This is a genomic window from Paenibacillus sp. FSL F4-0236 (assembly GCF_038000135.1).
Taxonomy (GTDB): Bacteria; Bacillota; Bacilli; order Paenibacillales; family Paenibacillaceae; genus Paenibacillus_AQ.
Window position 1 is genome coordinate 2,869,843 of the sequence record NZ_JBBOBK010000001.1, and the last position, 20,377, is coordinate 2,890,219.

At 39.3% G+C, this 20,377-nt stretch carries 19 protein-coding genes; 2 read left to right on the forward strand and 17 right to left on the reverse strand.

Going from position 1 to position 20,377, the window contains the following annotated elements; all coding sequences use genetic code 11:
• Positions 1–178: 178 nt before the first annotated feature.
• The 14 genes from NSQ29_RS12910 to NSQ29_RS12975 all read right to left on the reverse strand — a co-directional run bounded on the left by NSQ29_RS12910 (position 179) and on the right by NSQ29_RS12975 (position 13,628).
• Positions 179–1,573 carry a protoporphyrinogen oxidase gene (locus tag NSQ29_RS12910; protein WP_340969316.1) on the reverse strand — a complete coding sequence of 465 codons (1,395 nt, stop codon included), beginning with the start codon at positions 1,571–1,573 and terminating at the stop codon, positions 179–181.
• Between the two features lie 224 nt (positions 1,574–1,797).
• Positions 1,798–4,401: an ABC transporter permease gene (locus tag NSQ29_RS12915; RefSeq protein WP_341125259.1), complete on the reverse strand. Its 2,604-nt coding sequence runs from the start codon at positions 4,399–4,401 to the stop codon at positions 1,798–1,800.
• Entirely contained in the window at positions 4,398–5,081 is a 684-nt protein-coding gene (locus NSQ29_RS12920; RefSeq protein ID WP_042127549.1) for an ABC transporter ATP-binding protein, read from the reverse strand. The genes NSQ29_RS12915 and NSQ29_RS12920 overlap by 4 nt, the downstream gene beginning before the upstream one ends.
• Before the next feature lie 95 nt (positions 5,082–5,176).
• Entirely contained in the window at positions 5,177–6,178 is a 1,002-nt protein-coding gene (locus NSQ29_RS12925) for a sensor histidine kinase (RefSeq protein ID WP_339248007.1), read from the reverse strand.
• A 1-nt stretch (position 6,179) separates the two neighbouring features.
• A complete protein-coding gene (locus NSQ29_RS12930) occupies positions 6,180–6,863 on the reverse strand; it encodes a response regulator transcription factor (protein WP_341125260.1) in 684 nt (227 codons plus the stop codon).
• A 169-nt stretch (positions 6,864–7,032) separates the two neighbouring features.
• Positions 7,033–7,833, reverse strand: a complete 801-nt coding sequence (locus tag NSQ29_RS12935) for a GNAT family N-acetyltransferase (protein ID WP_341125261.1) — start codon at positions 7,831–7,833, stop codon at positions 7,033–7,035.
• A 95-nt stretch (positions 7,834–7,928) separates the two neighbouring features.
• On the reverse strand, positions 7,929–8,672 hold the full coding sequence (locus NSQ29_RS12940; RefSeq protein ID WP_341126761.1) for a class I SAM-dependent methyltransferase: 744 nt from the start codon (positions 8,670–8,672) through the stop codon (positions 7,929–7,931).
• 17 nt (positions 8,673–8,689) lie between these two features.
• On the reverse strand, positions 8,690–9,901 hold the full coding sequence (locus NSQ29_RS12945) for a DUF2812 domain-containing protein (RefSeq protein WP_341125262.1): 1,212 nt from the start codon (positions 9,899–9,901) through the stop codon (positions 8,690–8,692).
• Positions 9,882–10,229 (reverse strand): PadR family transcriptional regulator, encoded by a 348-nt coding sequence (locus NSQ29_RS12950; RefSeq protein WP_371916540.1) that lies wholly within the window; start codon positions 10,227–10,229, stop codon positions 9,882–9,884. The genes NSQ29_RS12945 and NSQ29_RS12950 overlap by 20 nt, the downstream gene beginning before the upstream one ends.
• A gap of 164 nt (positions 10,230–10,393) precedes the next feature.
• Positions 10,394–10,711 (reverse strand): iron-sulfur cluster biosynthesis family protein, encoded by a 318-nt coding sequence (locus NSQ29_RS12955; RefSeq protein WP_339271137.1) that lies wholly within the window; start codon positions 10,709–10,711, stop codon positions 10,394–10,396.
• Positions 10,712–10,833: 122 nt separating this feature from the next.
• Complete coding sequence (locus NSQ29_RS12960) at positions 10,834–11,292, reverse strand: DMT family transporter (protein ID WP_042187996.1); 459 nt, start codon at positions 11,290–11,292, stop codon at positions 10,834–10,836.
• Positions 11,293–11,330: 38 nt separating this feature from the next.
• Positions 11,331–11,756: a DMT family transporter gene (locus NSQ29_RS12965; RefSeq protein ID WP_341125263.1), complete on the reverse strand. Its 426-nt coding sequence runs from the start codon at positions 11,754–11,756 to the stop codon at positions 11,331–11,333.
• Between the two features lie 190 nt (positions 11,757–11,946).
• On the reverse strand, positions 11,947–12,348 hold the full coding sequence (locus tag NSQ29_RS12970; protein WP_076298984.1) for an NUDIX hydrolase: 402 nt from the start codon (positions 12,346–12,348) through the stop codon (positions 11,947–11,949).
• A 56-nt stretch (positions 12,349–12,404) separates the two neighbouring features.
• Entirely contained in the window at positions 12,405–13,628 is a 1,224-nt protein-coding gene (locus NSQ29_RS12975) for an MFS transporter (protein ID WP_339271134.1), read from the reverse strand.
• Between the two features lie 133 nt (positions 13,629–13,761).
• Here NSQ29_RS12975 and NSQ29_RS12980 point away from each other — a divergent pair, with 133 nt between their 5' ends.
• A complete protein-coding gene (locus NSQ29_RS12980; RefSeq protein WP_340969305.1) occupies positions 13,762–14,658 on the forward strand; it encodes a LysR family transcriptional regulator in 897 nt (298 codons plus the stop codon).
• Between the two features lie 44 nt (positions 14,659–14,702).
• Here the strand turns inward: NSQ29_RS12980 and NSQ29_RS12985 are convergent, their stop codons facing one another.
• Both NSQ29_RS12985 and NSQ29_RS12990 read right to left on the reverse strand, forming a co-directional pair.
• Positions 14,703–16,445, reverse strand: a complete 1,743-nt coding sequence (locus tag NSQ29_RS12985; protein ID WP_340969304.1) for an ABC transporter ATP-binding protein — start codon at positions 16,443–16,445, stop codon at positions 14,703–14,705.
• Positions 16,446–16,459: 14 nt separating this feature from the next.
• A complete protein-coding gene (locus NSQ29_RS12990; RefSeq protein WP_341125264.1) occupies positions 16,460–17,905 on the reverse strand; it encodes an ABC transporter ATP-binding protein in 1,446 nt (481 codons plus the stop codon).
• A gap of 432 nt (positions 17,906–18,337) precedes the next feature.
• Between NSQ29_RS12990 and NSQ29_RS12995 the strand changes: the two genes are divergently transcribed.
• Complete coding sequence (locus NSQ29_RS12995) at positions 18,338–19,138, forward strand: polysaccharide deacetylase family protein (protein ID WP_341125265.1); 801 nt, start codon at positions 18,338–18,340, stop codon at positions 19,136–19,138.
• Positions 19,139–19,207: 69 nt separating this feature from the next.
• On the opposite strand, the gene NSQ29_RS13000 is transcribed toward NSQ29_RS12995, so the two are convergent.
• Positions 19,208–20,350, reverse strand: a complete 1,143-nt coding sequence (locus NSQ29_RS13000) for a copper amine oxidase N-terminal domain-containing protein (protein WP_341125266.1) — start codon at positions 20,348–20,350, stop codon at positions 19,208–19,210.
• Between the last annotated feature and the right edge of the window lie 27 nt (positions 20,351–20,377).

Here is a 20,377-nt window from a genome sequence, read left to right on the forward strand (position 1 = left end):
TCCTTAAACTTTTTTTGAGTTTGAAGGTAGCAAAGTCTATTCTAAAAACAACCCTGCAAAGTGCACTGGCGGTAAATCAATTTTTATTCGCTCTATACAAACAACCGCCGTTGTTTATAGTCTAGACTTTGCATAGAGCTTATCGCTAATTTTCTCACTATTGTCCGCCCTCCTTTGTTTAATGTGTAATTACTTGTTCCAAAATGCGTTCCGCTGTCTTCTCTCCATTTGCAATACAATCAGGAATACCCACACCATAATAAGAACATCCAGCAAGGATTACATTCGGATAATGATCTGCAATCTTCTTCTCTAAGGATACTACAATCTCGTGATGGCGTTTGTGGTAATTTGGCATAACATCATGCCATTTGGTCACATCGTGGGTAACTGGATGTCCAGTAATTCCAAGACTGGTCTGTATATCATTCAACGCCACCTTTAATAATTCCTCTTCTGAAAGCTTAATCAAGGACTCATAATGCGGTCCTGAGCTTTTATAAAAGAGTCTGACAAGCAGACGTTGTTGACCAGACGTGTGCTCCCACTTGCGACTTGTCCACGTACAAGCATTACAAAGAACATCGTCACTGTTGGCTGTTATAAACCCTGTACCGTTCGCTGGCAGTTGACTGTCAGGGATATCAAATCCTATATACACACTAATCATAGAGCTGTTAAACAACTGTTTGAAATCTTCATTCAGCGCTTCGTCTTGAAGTAATGCTTGTGCAGTAGAATGCATCGTTCCTAGTACGGCAAAATCGCTCTCCAAGATTCGTCCATCTGCCAGTGTTACCCGGTACCGTTCTCCATCCTTTGCAATGTGCTCTGCCCGAATCCCTTTGATGATCTCAACATCGGACAGCTGTTCTTCCATGGCATCAATCAGAGCAGATACGCCTCCCTTAAAAGACATAAACTTCTTATCGCCGTTCCCCTGGAATTTAGCCTTATTCGCGGACAATCCCTGAATAATACTTCCATATTCATTTTTATAATCAATCAAATAAGGAAGGGTCGAGGCAATGGTAAGTTCGCTCAATTTCCCGGAATATACACCTGATAGGACAGGTGATATTTGCTTCTCGACAAGTTCTTTTCCAAAGAAAGCTTCCAGAAAATCACCTACAGAATCGTTTTTCGTAAAACGATCATTCGGAGTATAGAAGTCTTTAAGTGCTTCAACTTTACCTTCAGCAGAGATCAAATCTGTAGTAGCAAGCGATTCAATACTGAGAGGGATGCCAAAGACTGCATCTTTAGGAATTTGCTTCAGCTTACCTTCTGTGTAGATGTATGATATTCCTGTCGCGTTATATACAACCTCATCCTGAATGCCTAATTCTTCAATCAATGGTGCTACATTTGTCTTGCGAGTGACAATTGAATCAGCACCAGACTCCATGATGAAGTCATCATGCTGAAGTGTTCTGATTTTGCCGCCCAGTCTATCGCTGGCTTCAACCAAAATGATTTTTACATCCAACTTATTATGCTGTATAGATTTCTGTAGATAGTAAGCGGTAGACAATCCAGTAATTCCCCCGCCAATCACGACGACCGTTCTCAAGCGTTGACACCTGCCTCTAAAGTTATAATCTGTTAATTTCAATTGAATACATTATATCATAGGGATTTATATGTAATAACATACCGTTCGTGTCATATATGACACAAAATACCCCCACAAAGTGGGGATTGGCTTCGATGCGTACTCAAGTACTTTGCGGGGACCCCCAAAAAATATATACCTTCAAATAAGTCTAAAAAAGCCGCGATTATCGCGGCTAACCCTTATATATTCTCCTGTTTTAAAGCATCAATAATATTTTCCTTCTTCACTTTTGAACTGGAGTACAGCATAGCTGAGCTAACGATGATAAATACAGCGACTATGACATACAAGATACTCATCCACGGAAGTGCGAATCCATAGGAGAAACTACTCATCATGGATCTATAAATCAAGTACATCACGACTATGCTAATCGGAAGCCCGTAAAGTAGTGATTTTATCCCATAGAAGATACTTTCATAATTAATCATTTTATTAAAACCGTTTGGCGTCATCCCTACAGACTTCAACATCGCAAACTCTCTTTTACGAAGTGATATGCTAGTTGATATCGTATTGAAAATATTCGCAATCGATATTAATGTAATCAAAGCAATAAAACCATAGGTAAAAATAGACATTAACATGATCATCTGCTCACTATTTTGTCTATTTTGATACACATTTTGAACATAGATATTCCGCTCTTTCATTTCCTCTATGGCTTGTTGTGTCGCTAATGGGCTTGTACTATTCAAGTTAAGCCGGCTTTGAATATCTTTGCTCATCGCACCATTTGTTAGTTTATCGAAGACTTGTTCAGAGACGATGATGTTTATTCCACCAACCATTGCTGAATGTACTCCCATTGGACGTTTATCAGTTAGAGCGACAATTTTTACTGGTGATAAATCCGTCTCTTTTTTTGTATCCCAATCCGTATAAATAAGGTCAAGCTTTTGGCCGATTTCAGAGTGAAAAGCCTTGGTTTCAACAATTTTTTTGGCTTTCTCATCCTCAAAGGTGACGGTATCATTCACAATAGCTGACATCTGATTGAGATCCGTTAATTGTTCATAACTTATACCGACGGATTCTGCATAGGTTCTCAAACTCTGCTCATTTAGGGAATGGATCTGAATGTAGTAAGGATATTTCCCATTTTTTAAAATACTGCTATCCTTCTCCACGATTTCTTGCAATTCTTTTGCCATATCTTTTTCATCAATCCATGAACTCAAGCTTAGTTCCCTGACCACGTTATATTCAGTTATATTAGGTAAGACAGAGATCGATTTCGTCAGCCGATCTACTTTTTGAGCGTCCTCAGTCCCCATATAAACTTGAATATCATAGTTCAAACCATCCTGTGAGAGTTCTACCGACTTTCTCATATTCGTAGTGAACGAAGATACGGATAAAAACAGAACAATACTAATGACAAGGGAGAACACGGTTGCTTGGTACCTGCGTTTATTTCTCTTTAAATTCTTCAAACCAATTTCTGCTTCAATTCCAAACAAATTGCGAACGAACTTGGAAGTTTTCACCGCTTTACCAGAGAGCTTAACATCGGTTGTTTGTCTGATCGCATCAATTGCCGAAATCTTTGAAGCTTTTCTGGCTGGAAGATAGGTGGATATAAAAATCGTCAGTATCGAAACAACACAAGCGGTGAATAGGGATAGAGGTGTAACAACCAATGTTAATTTTTCAGTTATCCCTAGTACATCTTGAATCATCGTATTGATGAACATAAAAGTGATCCCGATTCCTGCAATTCCGCAAAGGATCCCAATAGGGATGCTAATTAAACCGATGATCATTCCTTCAAAAAACACCGAATTCTGCTTCTGCCTCTTTGTAGCACCTACGCTAGAGAGCATTCCTAAATGACGTGCACGTTCCGAGACAGAAATCGCGAATGCATTATAGATTAAAGAAACAGAGCCAATGATAATCACAGTCATAACGATGACTGACAATGAAAGAAGTGCATTACGTAAGCCATCGTTATTCGTCACACCATAATAGCGCAGCAGACTATTATTATAAGAAATCGACTCAATATTGTTTTCTTTTGCCAATTCCTCTGCATGCTTGTATATGGAGCTATCCACCTTGTTTAACACAACTGTCGCTGTAACTTTTTCGGCTGCTCCAATCAAGCTTTCATCCACATAACTTAAGGCAGTATAACCCGGAGACCATGTTGGTTCCCAAGTAGGACGCTTTATCACTCCCACAATCGTATAGTTCATTGGTTTTTTATGAATAATCTTTTCAAGCAGGATATCCTCTTCAGTCCGTAATCGTTCGTTCTGAGATAAGGGCTGCCCACTATTTTTATCATCCCTAGTGACTCGCTCTCCGACATCGAGAGTTAAAGTTTCACCAATCTTGTATGTTACTTTAGCGTTTTTTGCAATTTCCTCAGAAATGACTACTTCATAGTTAGTCTTCGGGAGTCTTCCATCCAGAAGTTCAATCGGAAATTGTTTAAAACCAGCTAAATTATATTCCTTAATATACCAATAGGGCTTGTTCTCATTCTGTCCCCCCTCTAAAGGGGCATAGCCACGATCATTTGAGATGACAAGTGTTTTCGTTGCATCATCCGCTTCTATCGCTTTAAGCTGAGCTTTAGTAACATTTCTATATTGGACATGCCATTCTCCATTTGTTGAGATACTCTGCTGCCTCATTAATTCCATAAATGAAAAACCAAGCGTTGCCACAGCCGTCACCATAGCCACAGAAATGATGACTCCAATGATAGTAACCAATGTTCTTCGTTTATTTTGCTTCAAATGTCTAAGTGTTAATTTATTTACGATATTCACGGACGAATCACCTCATCTTTGGCGATCCTTCCATCTTCAATGGTAATCACTCTATCCGCTTGTAATGCAATCCGTTCATCATGAGTAATGACAATCAGTGTTTGATTATAGGTTTTATTAAACATTTTTAATAAATCTATAATTTCACCACTGTTCTTACTATCCAGATTACCGGTTGGCTCATCTGCCAGCATGATTGCAGGATTACTAATTAACGCTCTACCAATAGAGACCCGCTGTTGTTGCCCGCCTGAGAGCTGATTTGGGAGATGGTTTAAGCGATTCTCCAAATTTAACGCCTTTACAGTATCCGCAAATTGTTTCTTATCTACCTTGTGCTGATCAAGGAGTAAAGGAAGTGTGATGTTCTCTTCGACCGTTAAGACCGGTATAAGATTATAGAATTGATAAATCAGCCCAATTTGTCTGCGTCTAAAGATTGCCAGCTGTGTTTCATTCAATTCATAAATATCCGTGTTATCTACGAATACTTTGCCGCTTGTCGGTCTATCTACTCCGCCTAATAAGTGCAGAATGGTCGATTTCCCGGAGCCAGATGGCCCGATAATCGCTACGAATTCACCTTTTTTAATTGAAAAAGATACATCATCCAGTGCCTTTACCGCTGTTTCGCCTTTTCCATATGTTTTAGACAGATGTTCAATCTTTAAAATGTCCATTGTTAGACCTCCATTTGTTGATGAGATCAGTATATCTGTCTACAATGACTATCCAGTGACTCTAAAGTGACATTCTAGTCACTAAGCTACAAGTGCTAAATGACTTGCTTATAAAATTTAATCTGAAATTGTGTACCCTTTCCCACTTCACTCTTCACATCGATCGTTCCGTTTTGTCCTGTGATAATGCTTTGTGCCAAGGCAAGTCCAATCCCTACACTATCTTCGCTTGCATTCTTACCTTTATAGAATCGTTTGAAGATATAGGGGAGCTCTGCCTTTGGGATTCCTTTGCCGTTATCTGTAATGATAATTTCCGTAAACAGTGCATTTTCTGCAAAAGAAATCGAAATTTCTCCCCCAGCAGGTGTGTGCTCTACACAGTTTTTCAGAATATTAATGATCGCCTCAGTTGTCCAATTGAGATCGCCCGTAAATGTGGTGCTATCATCTCCATCAATCAAGATCCGTTGTTCTTTAATATCCATTGGAATTAACATGGGCTCCAAAGATTTTTGAACTAGCTTGTTCACCAGAACAAGATCTTTTTTAAAATGAATGGTTCCTGCATCGATCTTGGAGAATTTTAATAAAGAGGAGACCAGCCAGCCAATTCGTTCGAGTTGGATCGTAATTTTCCGGGTAAACTCCATTCTCTTCTCAGTTTGCAGCTCAGGATCACTTAATAAATCTGCCATCACAGTCATGGAAGTAAGCGGGGTTTTGAGCTGATGAGAGATATCCGAAATCGCATTGGTGAGCTTCATTTTATCTTCTTGTAATTGCGCACTCTGCTCGGATAACATCAGCGTCACTTTATAAATGTCATTCTTCAGGATACTAAGCTCACCTTCCTGATTATCACGAACATCGAGCGAATAATTCCCACTACTGATTTGGCGTAGATACCCTGAGAGCTTTTCAATTTCACCATATCTCCAGCGGGTAAACAATACACTGCAAGCTATAAGCAAAGCTGAAGTCCCAGCTATGAGCCCTACCGCCTCTAACGATATAAATGTCGCCACCGCTGTAGCCACAAGACTGATCAAGCACATCGTAAACAATAACCATCTAAATTCTCTATTACGAAGCATCCTAATCACCAACCTTGTAACCCAACCCTCGAACTGTTTTGATCAGTGTGGGTTCTTGGGGGTTATCTTCTAACTTTTCCCTAAGTCTTTTTATGTAAACCGATAATGTATTGTCGTTCACGAATTCACCTGCCACATCCCAAATCCGTTCTAACAATTGATTTCTTGAGAGAACCTGACCAACATGGTTAGCAAAGATCAGTAATAATCGATATTCTAATGCGGTCAATAGCACTTCATCGCAGTTCTTATAAACCTTTCCTTCAAGTGTGTTAATCCGTATATTCTCTAATTCGATATTGGATTGGGTCTGAGCCTGCTTGTTATATCTCCTTAAGACGGATTTAATCCGCGATAGCAGTTCCCGAATCCGAAAAGGCTTGGTTATGTAATCATCTGCCCCCATATCGAGTCCCATCACCACGTTGACCTCATCATCAATCGCCGTTAAAAAAATTACCGGTATATCACTTTGCGCTTTCACGATCTTGCACAATTCATAACCGCTGCCATCCGGCAGTGAGAGATCAAAGATGCATAAGGTGAGCTCTGATAACCGCTCAGATAACATCGCTTTGGCTGAGCTGGCGTCATAACATAGAAGGGTTTCAAAATGATCCTGCTGTAATGAATATTCAAGTCCTGATGCTATCGTTCTATCGTCCTCGACAAGAAAAATTTTCATGGATGATCATCCTAACCTTATAATATATTCAATCGTTCTATTCGTTCCGATGATCATTCTCTCATAATTATAGAGTTATACCAAATTACAATTCATATTAAAGTATTTACAACTCCACGGTAAATATAATAAAAACGTCTACTCCATGGAATAGACGTCTCTAAAAGGATTATATTGCAAAAGCACCACACTTATATTGATGTATCTGCTGAAACCCTAGCCGTAGTGCCGATTTTTTCGAAGCTTCATTATCTAGTGAACAATCCCAGTAAGGAATAAAGCCATTGGCAAGCACATCTTCAACTACTAGCGTCGCTAAATGTGTCCCCACTCCTTGTTTCTGATATTTAGGAAGGGTTTCAATTCCGATTGCGTGTGTATCCTGTGTAACAAAACTAGAATAACACACCCCCATAATTTCAGATCCCTCAACTGCAGCATATCCGTAGCCTTTTTCAGCAAAGTCTTCTTTCAATGACCAGAATAAATCAATATTTTCATGTACAAATTCTATATTCTTTAGATCTGAGTTCTCCCAATCCAGCATTTTAAGATTTATAGTTCTAATCCCATTAGTCAGCGTCGTAGGCGGCTTGTGAAGTAACTTGAACACCATCTGTTCAAAAGGATATAGCTTCCTAGAAGGAAACATCAATTCCAGATTCCATTCATCATGTTGACCAGAAACTTCGAAATGTTCCATCCTGAGTTCCTTCATTCTAGGTACAATATGATCTGTTACATAACTGTCCAGTGCATGGATAAAGGCTTGATTGGTGTGATCGCCAATAAGATAAAACCCTTCAATCCCCTGACTCCATACTAACGCACTCTTTGGTGCTGTAAGTTGATCGACAAAGATCCAACCAGGATTATTGCCTTCAATCACAGAGAGAATTTCGGGATGGATATGCTCTCCATGAAGTAGTGGCTTCACTTTATAATAATCCTCATGATGTATTTCATGCATACAAACACTCCCCTTATTTTCCTTGCAGATGCTGTATACATAAGTATAAAGTAATTGTCCTTCATCGGTTGGTAAAGTTCATTCTTAACTGAAAATTACTGTCCACTTATAACTGTTTTTCTAGCCTTAATTATTAAAAATGAAGGTCTCCTTCTTTCATTTATTAATTTGGGCATCTTCTCAAGACCCTCAAGATTGGATTCAGGTTCAACAATTCCTTCAATAGTCAGTCCATTTTGGATCAAAGTATTAAGTAAAGTTGAAAGTTTTCTATGGTATTTTATGACACCATCAATTCCCCAAAACTGTGATCTGAGACCTTCTTCTCCATAATTATCAATGGGCCAATGTAGGATATTATGATCGGAATCTTTAACCCACCCACTTTGAATCTTATTTGATAAAACAACAGGATGCTCTGTTGAGAATACCAAGTAACCATTGGGTTTAATCCATTCTGAAATCCTACTAATGAGTGTTTTATAATCCTCAACATAATGAAAAGCTAACGAACTTACAACCAAATCAAATTCATTTCGATTAAATTCGATTTCTTCCATTGAGCCCTGTATATAACGGATCTCAGGTCGTTTCCTTGCCATAGCTAACATCTTCTCTGATATATCTACACCTGTTACCTGTGAAGCATTGTTATCAATCATATAGTTTGCCATTTCACCAAAACCACAACCCAGATCGAGAACATTTAAATCCTGTAGGTCTGGAAGTAACCCTCTTATTGCAGGTTGTTCAATAAAGTCATTGTATGTAATTCTTGACTCCCTTAAGTTCTTATACATTTGAAAAAACTCAGGGTTGTCATAAATGTTCTGTTGCATCATACACCTCCACGATATTATTGATGATGTTTACGAAGTCGGTTGTAATATAGCCAAGTCCGACTAACATATGATCCAAACATTAGAATTAAGATGGCGTACAAGATCATATTTATGATCTGCAATCGATCCAGGTTAGAATAAGTCGATAATCTTACATTTAAACCAATGATATACATATATAAAATAGTGAGGGGTAAGAACATAGCAGAATACGTTAAAGCTATACGTCTAGCTAGTTTCAACTGATTTAACTTATCGCTGTATATTTGCGGTTTGGCTTTACCTGGTACATATTCTTGGCCCCATAAAACCCATTTCTGACTCCATGAACTCGAATGATACAGGCATATCCAGCCAGAATCCGTATGAATGTTGAAGTAATTGGTATCAGCAATATTTTGTAAGTCCGCACAATAACACATCTTTCGAGGCTTCCCTTTTTTAAAATAAAAGGCAGTTCCTGTTTTGCCAACGCTGTACAGATTATATCCCTTTTCTTCCATTCCCTCTAGCCACTCTTCAAGCCGATCCGGCGAATACATCCATCCAATCTTCCACTTCAAAACAAGTTGACCTGAACTTTTCAAACGCTTCTCTTCATTCTTACTTAACCTGTCTTTCAGAGGGGATGTCCCCTGACCATTTTGCTTGTTTGGTTGTATGAATTCCCCTGTTAATCTTTGGTTAGTCTTGTTTAATGTGATCAGCGAATATACGGTGAAAATGCATAAGATAATGCTAAACCCTAATGCAGTAGCGGGAATAAAACCAAAAGGTCCGTTGAAGACATTAAAATGACCAGACTTGGAAACACTCAATGCTATCGTACTTATTAAAATTACATTGAGTAATGCAACCATTAAATAAATCAATATCCCCATAAAAATATACATGATCTTCTTGTTATGCTTTACGATTCCCTCTCGATCAGGGAGAGCTTTAATCTGTTCTAAAGGCAGCCGATTCATCGTCACAACCCATTTGCCGCTCTGTAACACCTTCGTCCATCCGAAATTTAATAGACCCTTAGAGAGAGATTGGTTGGGAACTTTATCGAATACGATTCGATAGTTTGCTGCTTTCGGTTCGCCCTGCTGAAAGTAAAAATATCTATTTAAACGGTTGATTCGGATAAGTTCGTAGCCTTTTTGGGCCATAGAAGCTAACCATTCTTCAGTTTTCTGAACATCATAACTCCAAAGGGGTCTAAATATTTTGATAATCATCTATGTCACCTCCATATTTTGTAGCATTCTCATGTAGCTCTTTAAGTCTATTAATCTCCGTAGCAAGAATTAGCATCCCTATGTCTGTTCTTTCATAAACTGTTTTTCTCTCCTCATCAGCAAAAACAGTAATCATCCCATCTTTTTGCATCTTCGTTAACGTGCCATAAACTGTACCTGAACCTAACAAAAGACGCGCTTTCGTGATTTTCTCCACATGCTTCACTATTCCATATCCATGACGTGGTTCATCTAAGGATAAAAGAATATAGAATGCTGTTTCAGTCATGGGTACGTATTTCTTCAATACTTTCTCAGGGTTCAACATGCCCAGCTCCCTTTATTTATACGTCGCATTTAAATATGTCTTAACGTGACTATATCACGTCGTGACATAGTCTACAATATTAATGCTCGAAAAAAATAAAAAAAGTGTGTAGAATCGCTTCATCAGCCATTCTACACACTCTACATTTAACTGCTCCAACCTGCCTAACGAATATCTTTTACACGAATATTACTTCCTAACAGACTCGAATCACTACTTAATCGGAATGACGGGTAATTCTCATCTGCTTCAAGTCGCATCTGTTCATCAAATAAAGACTCCTGTTGCCGGTCAACAAAAAAAGTAAAAGGCTCTTTCTGAACTTCAATATCTGTAGCATGAGGTTCACTAATGACCTGAATTACGATCACGCCATTACAACCACAGCCCTCTGTATCGAAGAATAATTTAAAATATCCTGGTCGTTCACCAAGGCTTTTTTCTAACTTTTCAATAGTGTGGGAGTTCAATTGTATGAACATAGGATGATCTACTCCTTATTTATAATTGAGCTATTACTTTCCCAAAGTATAATTTGCTTTTCTTCCATCCTCGTGTGACTGCCATCACTTCTATTTTGACAGACATGCGACTGAGGGGAAGGCTAAACCGCCTTCTGCGTCTCCCGTTCACCACCTAGCTTAAACACGAGAATACCTCCAACAATAACAATCACTCCGACCAACTGCTTCCAAGTAAAAGGAACCTTCTCCAAACCTAACCAGCCTAGTGAATCCCAGAGCAGTGCGAACCCAAGCTGAGAGATTAATACGATCGAAATCGCATACGTAGGGCCCAATCGCTTAGTTCCTTGCACAAGGCATATTACTACCCCAACCCCGATCAAACCACTGATCCAATACCAAGGCTCCATATTTCTCAAAGTAAATATACGGTTTCCTTCAACGATAAGACTCATGATAAATGAAGCTAGGAATCCCATCCCTAACACTAAAGTTGTCGTGGCCCAAGATCCAACCTTTTCATTAACTTTCGTATTAAATATATTTTGCAGACTCACTAGTGATCCCGCGATAAGCGCTAATATCAAACCAATAATCATAACTTAACTCCTCCATTTATCGACTTTACGCAAGGCCATTAGAATTTCAGTATCACTACGCCAACGATCATCAACCCGATGCCGATGAACTGCGGCAGTCTCATTTTTCTCTTTTCCATTCCAAACCAGCCTTTAATATCAATTAAGAACGTCAGACATAGCTGAGCAATCAACAATGAGGATATCGTAAACGTAACACCAATTTCCTGAATGGCCGTTACTTCACTGAAAATAATAACAGCCGCAAAAGCGCCACCGATCAAATATAAGGGTTTTACTTGCTTAAAGCCTCCCCTTTTCCCATCTCTAACGAACAAAAGAATGAGAAAGGACATGATGAACCCTGTTAATTGTGTAATTGTAGCCGCCTGCCAAGTCCCGATATCTTGACTAATTCGAGCATTTGACACGCCCTGTAGCGTAATACAAGCCCCCGCTAAAAATGCAAATATAATTCCTCTCATTTCTCTCTCTCCTCAACTTCGATCTCTTCCATATTAAATAGCATATCGGGGGTTTAAAAAAGGACATCTGTCCTTAATGAGAAGAAACGTTGCTAACGCCCAACAATGACCTTTGGCTCATAGAAATAAAAAGACCGTCTCAAGCCAACTTGCTGGCTTAAAACGGACTTCAAATGCTGTATATGGTTGATTATGAGAGCAAATTCTTCTCATACAATTGATCAAAAATAATTTGGGTAACAACCGACACGCGATCCCGATCCTTATAGCTTAACCAAGATAATTCCTCGATTTCGGACGCTGGCGTTAATGTCCCTTCATAATCCGCAATATAACAGGTCATTTTGACTGTAACACCCTCTGCTTTCCCATGAGCTTCTGCCTCAAACGTTCCAAAATAAGAGACAGTCTCTTTCTTGATCTGAACAGAAATCTCTTCCTCGATTTCGCGCACGAGTGTCTCTTCGTCTGTTTCTCCGGGTTCTCTTTTTCCTCCAGGTAAATAATACATATCTTTCCCTTTGGAACGCGCACATAAGACTTGTCCATTCTCGATATGAATCCAGGCGATTTTATCAATGATTGTAGTCATATTGTTCTCCCCATGCCTTTTTTCAACAATTATATCATACAGCTGAACGTATACATTTATGCAACGTCAGCTTTAGATTTTTGAACGCGAAGCTTAGATTGAGGAAGGTGATGAAGCAAATAGTATACAGCAACTGAGATAAGCGTCACGAACCCTGCAACTTCGTACATCATACGGTAATCTGTATAAGAAGCAACTACACCCATAATATAAGAACCCGCTCCATACCCCAAATCAAATAACAAGAAAAAGGTTCCATTGGCGCTTCCTCTACGTTCTTTATCGGCTAATTTAAGTGCAAGCGTCTGAAAGCATGGCATAAGTGCGCCATACCCAACCCCCATAATGATGCCTGAGAACATCAACATGAATCCGGATTTAGCTTGACTTAAGCTAAGCAGACCTACAGCGAAGATCAGAATTCCGGGATAAATGAGAATATGTTCATTATATTTATCGAATACTTTACCGATTAGCGGTCGAAACAGCACAATCATAATCGCAAAGGCCACAAAAAAATAACCGGTAAGCTGTGATTGGTTAATTTCTTTTGTAAAAGAAGCGATAAAACCAGATAAAGAACTATAGGAGAACGCAAGCGTAAATCCGACAAGCGAGATGGGCAGTGCTTTGGGTTCAATGACGTCACTCCAGCGAAGACCCTTTCGCATCTTCACAGGTTCCTTAACGGCTTCTTTAACCGTATCCTTCTCTTCTTTGGGCATACGAACGCCTAATGTGAATAACAGCGAAAGCGCAGCAATCACACATACACCTAACAGCAATACATGAATGTTCTCATCTTTCCATAGAAAAAGACCCAAAGCTGGTCCAATGACCATCGCAATGCTCATAAACATACTGAAATAACCGATACCTTCTCCTTGGCGTGAGAAAGGGATTAACGTGGAAGCTATTGTACTTGTCGCTGTCGAGGCAACCGCATAACTCATACCGTGAATGAAACGAATCACCAGAAACAATACAATTCCATTAGCTCCGAAGTATCCTATACAGGCGAGTAGAAATAAGACCAGCCCAATAACCGCCATTTTCTTTTTACCGAATTTATCAACCCATTGTCCTGAAAAAGGACGGATCAATACACCTCCGAGGACATAGATGGTAATGGCTAACCCCATTTGCTGCTGATTCCCGTGCAAGCTTTCCTTCACGTATAACGGGAATGCAGTCGCCAGAATGTAAAAGGTCAGAAACATAAAAAAACTACTCAAACAAACAACAATAAAATTCCGGGTCCATATCTTCTCTCTAATCACAGCAGACTCTCTCCATCCTACCTAAATCTTTTTATATGTTACAATAGTATAGGACCGAAAATTAATTAAGTAAAATACATATTATATGATGGATATATCACATTAGAGTTATGAATAAAGAGAGGTCAATGTTATGGAATTCCTTCAGCTTCAATATTTCCGTGTAGTTGCTCGTCTTGAGCACATGACTAATGCCGCCAAAGAATTAAATGTATCTCAACCCTCACTTAGCAATTCCATCCAACGTTTAGAGAAAACCTTAGGTGTTCCCTTATTCGAACGCCAAGGCAGAAATTTAAAATTGAACGAATTCGGAAAAACATATCTTCGTCGTGTGGAGCAAGCATTTCTGGAACTGGATGAAGGTCAGCATGAGCTCACGGATATGGCTGGACTTGAACATGGAGTAATATCTATAGCAGTAACACTACCGTATGTATTGCCCACTTTACTAAAAGAGTTTCTTACCCTTCACCCGCACGTTCGGATCATTCAGCGTCAGCTTGGCTCAGCATTAGAAATGAGAAACGATCTGGAGAGTGCGGTGATTGATTTTTGCATATCTTCGACACCTGTCACCGGACCAGACATCGAATGGTTTACCTTAGCAGAAGAGGAATTATGTTTAAGTGTGCCTAAGAATCATCGTTTTGCCAATCGCGAGAGTATTTCTTTGATTGAAGCTGCTGGTGAGAATTTCATTTCTTTGTCTTCTAGATCTAATTTCCGTGAAATTACAGATGCATTTTGCCGTCAAGCTGGATTTGAACCGCTAATTGCTTTCGAACTCGAAGAAGTAAGTGCCGTTCAAACCTTAGTTGAGATGGGGCTGGGTATCACCTTTACTCTCCCTTTAGCCTTAAGCAGGAGAAGTAAAAACACAGAAATCGTTCAATTGAAAATAACCGATCCGCTTTGTCAGCGCACTTTTGGCATCGCTTGGAGCAGAAAACACTTTTTATCACAAGCGGCTATACAATTTCAGAAATTTGTTGTGGATTTTTTTAGTAAACCTCATGAGTATAGTTAAGGAGAATATGCCATCTTATATCAACCGTAATCACATCTAATAAGCTACTTATACCAAGAGGATTGTAAAGCGTACATGTTTGCATAAATGCCATTGTGATGTACTAAGTCTTGATGATCTCCTACTTCAGCAATTTCTCCATGATACATAACATAGATCGTATCAACATTCTTCGCCCAACCCAAGCGATGTGAAATAAAAATAGCTGCTTTATCTTGGCAGATTTCTAATAATTTCGTATAGATCTCCATCTCGGCATTCGGGTCAATTGCAGAAGTAGGTTCATCGAATACTATAAGCTCAGCATCATTGTATAACGCGCGCGCAATCGCCAGCTTTTGCCATTGTCCCCCTGATAGCTGCCTGCTTCCTTCTACTATTTGCCCCAAATTCACATCTAATCCGCCTAATTCATGGAGCAAATCTATCAGCTCACATTGTTCTAGAACCCTTAGTATTTTAGCATCATCCGAAGGTGTATTCGCATCGCCCAATAGGATATTTTCTCTTAGTGTCAGTTCAAACTTCACAGCATTCTGAAATACAACGGACACCTTACCGTGAGGTTCTAAATGATCCTTCCAGCAAATCGTTCCGGAGCTTGGTCTATATTGACCTAATAACATTTTAATCAACGTAGATTTCCCTGCTCCATTTTCCCCGACGATCGCTATTTTCTCACCCGGCTCTATGGTCATATTGATGTTAGATAAGACATTCTTGTTCGATTTGGCGTATTTAAAATAGACATTTGAAACGGTAATTGGGAGCATAGAATCAGTCGAATTATTTATGTTATTTTTGCGAAAATCACTGTTCTTATATGTAAGTACTTCATTTAAGTCATATAATTTGCTGCTGCTGATGTAAAGCTTGCTTAATGGCCAGGTCAAACTCATAATTTTACCACCACTCGATAACAGCGCCAGAAATAACACCGAAATTGTTCCAATTGTAACTGTATTAGACTCCCCCATTTTGTTTAACAGGTACACTAGAACTACAAAGATAGCACTCGTCTGGACCATAGCCACGACCATCCCTGTTTTGATCTCGAATTTTCTGGCGCTAAATCTTTTATTATGCTGCTTCTTCATAAGCATTGCCCAGAGATTTGTAAAATAAGAGATGGAATTATAAATTCGCATTTCTCGAATCGCATTAGGGTCTTCCAAAGTGTTAGCAAGATAGTCTCCCATTCTTCCATCGAAGGTGAGTTCTCTTCCTGTTCTTCTCACTTTAATTTCCGTAAATAATCGAATGGATAAGGTAGTCACGATCATAAGTGCTACCACGAATGTGACCAAGAAATAACCACTTGTCGCCGACAACCAGATGATGCTTATTAGTCCTGAGATAATTCCTACACTCGATACCAAAAAACCTGTAATCCCCTCTAAATCTTCTCCAACTACCTTTTTAGCTCTTTGCAGTTTATTTCCAAACTCTTCATCATCAAAATCCTCAAAATCAACCCGGTTTGCAATATCTATCAATTCGGATTGAAAAGCGAGGGTTAGTTCCGCATTCATTCGATTCTTCATCATGTTGGTTATGCTTAATGAACAAGCTTGTACGCCATGAATCACAACAAACCATAGAATAGGGAGCAGCGTCATAACACCGCGAGCCACACCGTTAATGATATTCACTTGGACAGCGTAAGAATAAAAAGTTAATAAACCACTGATTATAGGGACTATGATAGTGATTGTTGAGATCATCGGACTTTTTCTAAACATTCTCACGAGTATCATTACAAGATTAGTGATGTCAGACTTCAGCATGAATTTCTCCTTTCTTATACATATAAAGAGGACTGGCGATTAAACATCTTTTTGTATTTACCATCAACCCTCATTAATTCTTCATGCGTTCCACTTTCCACGATTTCTCCATGCTCAAACAGAAAAATTCTATCGACGAATTTGGACATATACAGCCGGTGAGTCACAATAATGGAGGTCCGCTGCTCTCCTAATTTCATAAAGGTATCAAACGCCTGTTGTTCCGCATAAGGATCCAGGGCAGCAGTCGGCTCATCAAAAATCATAAGAGCGCCGTCATTGAGATAGGCTCGAGCAATCGCTAGTCTTTGCCATTGTCCCCCAGACAAATCTATCCCTCCAAACTGAGGACCTACTAAAGTATCCAATCGAACACCATAATTATCGGCTTCTGCTTTTTTCATCGCGGCTAATAATCTTGAATCGTCATGAATAGTAGCCATATTACCTAATGCAATGTTTTCTCTAATTGGTCTTTGTAACTTAATGAAATCCTGAAAAACAACTCTGGTATCCTGTGTCACGTTATGCGCTAAGACTTCATTCTCACCTTTAAACCACTGGATGTTTCCAGCTGTTGCAGGATACAACCCTAAGATCAACTTAACAAGCGTAGATTTACCCGAACCATTCTCACCTACAAAAGCAATTCGTTCACCTGGATGAATAGTCATGTTTATATTACTCAGGGTGTTCTTAGCGTTGGTCGGATATCTAAAAAACAGCTGATGAACTTGGACCTTCATCGGATCGGTGTTCCTATTGGATTTCACCTCCTGATCTCTAAGCACCTGCTCTTCCAAATCTAAATAAGACGTATAATCCTCGTACCGTAAACGACTCTTCGCTAAGTCCGCGTAAACTCTTGTTAATGCAGGAATAACGATGAATAATTGACTGGATATCTGAAGTAATAACACAAAAAGCCCAGCACTCTGTCCGCTACTTCCGATCGTAATCGCTAGAATGGCAATCGTAGTCCCATTTAATAAGATTATAATTAAGCTTTGGGAGAAGTTGAGGGTTTCAGAATAAATAACCTTACGGTGCATTTGTTTGAAGTTATTCGTAAAGCTCTCTTTCATTGAGGAAAAAAAATAGGAGGACATTCTGTACATTCTTACTTCCGGAATGGAATTTCTGTTAATCAACAAATCGACTAAATAGTTGATCATTCGCACAGAGGAGGTTTGATTCGCTGAAATGGACTCTACTTTCTGTGACATTCGCTTCATAAGATAAAGCTGTAGAATCTGCACCCCTAAAATAATCAAAGCCAGAATATAGAAGCCATAAACAGATAAGACAACCATTAACACAACTAATGTTATTAGGTGAACTGTCACACCTATCCATTGGTCTAACAGATCAATCAAGGAAAGTCGTTTTGCTTTTTCTCTTTTAGTTTTTGTAGCGGGGTCCTCCAAAAGTGCCGTAGATAATTTAGAAGTCTTTTCCAAAATGCTATGTTCCAGTTCATATAAACTGGTGGATGTTAAATTGGTGATAGCAATGGCTCGAAGAGAACTATTAAGGCCCGCGAGATATAACATTACCATAAGCAAACTTACTAATAACAAGATATGTTGGTAGGTGTTAGGATTGAAGTTCTGAATGAGGTCAACCACATATTTCGTTGTGTATAATTCTGCAAAAAGGATTGGGGCACTCAGTAAGTTAGTGATAAAATATAAAAGTGAGTTTCTTCTGTCTTTCACATATAATAGTTTTACAACATAGAGAAAGTCAGGCAGGCAGCATCTCTCCTTATAAGTGTATTCCATTCTGTAAACACTTTCATTGTTTAGACGTGGAAACCGATTATAACGTTTAATGTTTATAATTGGAAGAGGTAATTTTCGAAATGACCAAATGAACAGGAGTGTACATTCATGAAACTTCAATTTAACTTATTCCCGGGCGGATTGCCCAAGGCGCTCACCATGAGCTATGATGACGGACAGAAACACGATATTCGCTTGGCGGAGATTTTTGATCAATATGGGATTAAAGGTACTTTCCATTTAAATAGCGCAATGATAAACACACCCGGATTCTTATCATCTGCTGATGTTAAACATTCGCTCAGAAACCATGAGGTATCTGCCCATTCCGTTACCCATCCACATCTAGAGCGTCTACCTTTACCTATGGTAATCGATGAGCTGTTCGAAGACCGTAAGCGACTAGAGAAACTAGTGGATTATCCGGTACGAGGCATGTCCTATCCATACGGTACATACTTTCAGGAAATCATTGCTCCTCTACGGTCTGTTGGGATTGAATACAGCCGAACTGTCCATTCTACCAACCAGTTTGATATGCCTTTGAATTTCATGGAGTGGCATCCAACTTGTCATCATATAGAAGATCTGCATCACGTATGGGAGCGATTTACAACAGAAGGGCCATCCCAAAAGCTGAGACTCTGTTATGTTTGGGGTCATAGTTATGAATTTGCACAGCAGAACAATTGGGAGCTTATCGAATCCTTTTGCCAACAAGCAGGTGGACATTCGGATATTTGGTACGCTACCAATATAGAGATTTATGATTATGTTGATGCGCTATATTCACTGAAGATGAGTGCTGACAAAACGGTCATTCGTAACAACTCAGCTATTGATGTTTGGGTATCCGTAAATGATCAACCTGTTCAGATTAAAGGTGGAAGTACGATGATGATGAAATGATCCAAAATGCAAAAAAGAGCGATTTTAAACATCGCTCTCATTTTGCTTATTACATAAAAGTGATTGAAATTATTTGGATTGAAGTGTAAATGTCACTGTTTTTGCTTTTTCCTCAAGGATTGGAGTATAGGTGAATGTCATTACATTCCCTTTGCGACTCTTCAACACTAACATTCTGGTCAATACATATGGATCTCTGCCATCATTTACTCTATCCCATTCCTTACGATCCTCACTAGTAATTAGTTTTTCATAGAGATTAATGATTTCACCGGTGTTGCTATAAACTAAATATAAGTGTGTCGTATCTAATAAACGAACGAGCACAACGTCTTCCGCAGCATACTCCACTATGAAATCTCCGGTTGCTCCTGTTAACTTTTCCATCTCAAATAACTTGCCCAAACCGCCATCCTTAGTAATATATTGAACGTTCTTCCCATCGGTCATATAAACCTGAGTGGAAGGCACTTGTGGTGCATGGATATAAGCCGAGTTATTGTAATGATAGTCCATTTGCTTGAGAATAGTGCCCGCTTTGACCAATACTTGATAACTGCTATTGAAATCGGTGAACATGGCATAATGATTGTCCGTTAACTGGAGTAAGTCTGTACCATTGCCCATTTTTTCAATCTCAAAAGCGTAGTTGTACGCAGATTCCTTAAAAGGTAGTCGACCAATAATTACTGGTTTCCCAGTTTCCGTTGCACGGTAATACAAATCGCCGTTTTTTTGAGATATCCAATAGGATCTTCCATCTACAGAAGCAGAAACCAATCTAGCTTCATCTATAATTTGGATAACCCCATCCGTTTTATTAAGCCCCGCTTTACCTCCAAGTGCACTGACCGCTGAGACCAATGGAACGTACACCGAGCCTTTTATAATACGTGGGGATTTTGTTAAAGTCACCACGGCCTCATTCACTTTTGACTTTACAGTACCAGCCGTGAAGTTAACCTCACGCTCAGGACGAACCAGTTTGGCCGTTTTGGACGGTTGATCCCAAGATAATGTATACCCCATAGCATCTGCGAGTGATTTCAGGGGTACAAAAGTTATATTCTCCGTGATCACCTGTTTACTGCTGATTCCGATTTCTTTATAGTTGAATTGAATTTGGTTTTCTGCTTGGGCTGATACCGATCCATACCCCGTACTTAAAATCAAAACAGTCAAGATTCCTAGCGTTACCTTCCATTTATTCATTTCTTTTCGTCTCCCTTGACTCTATAG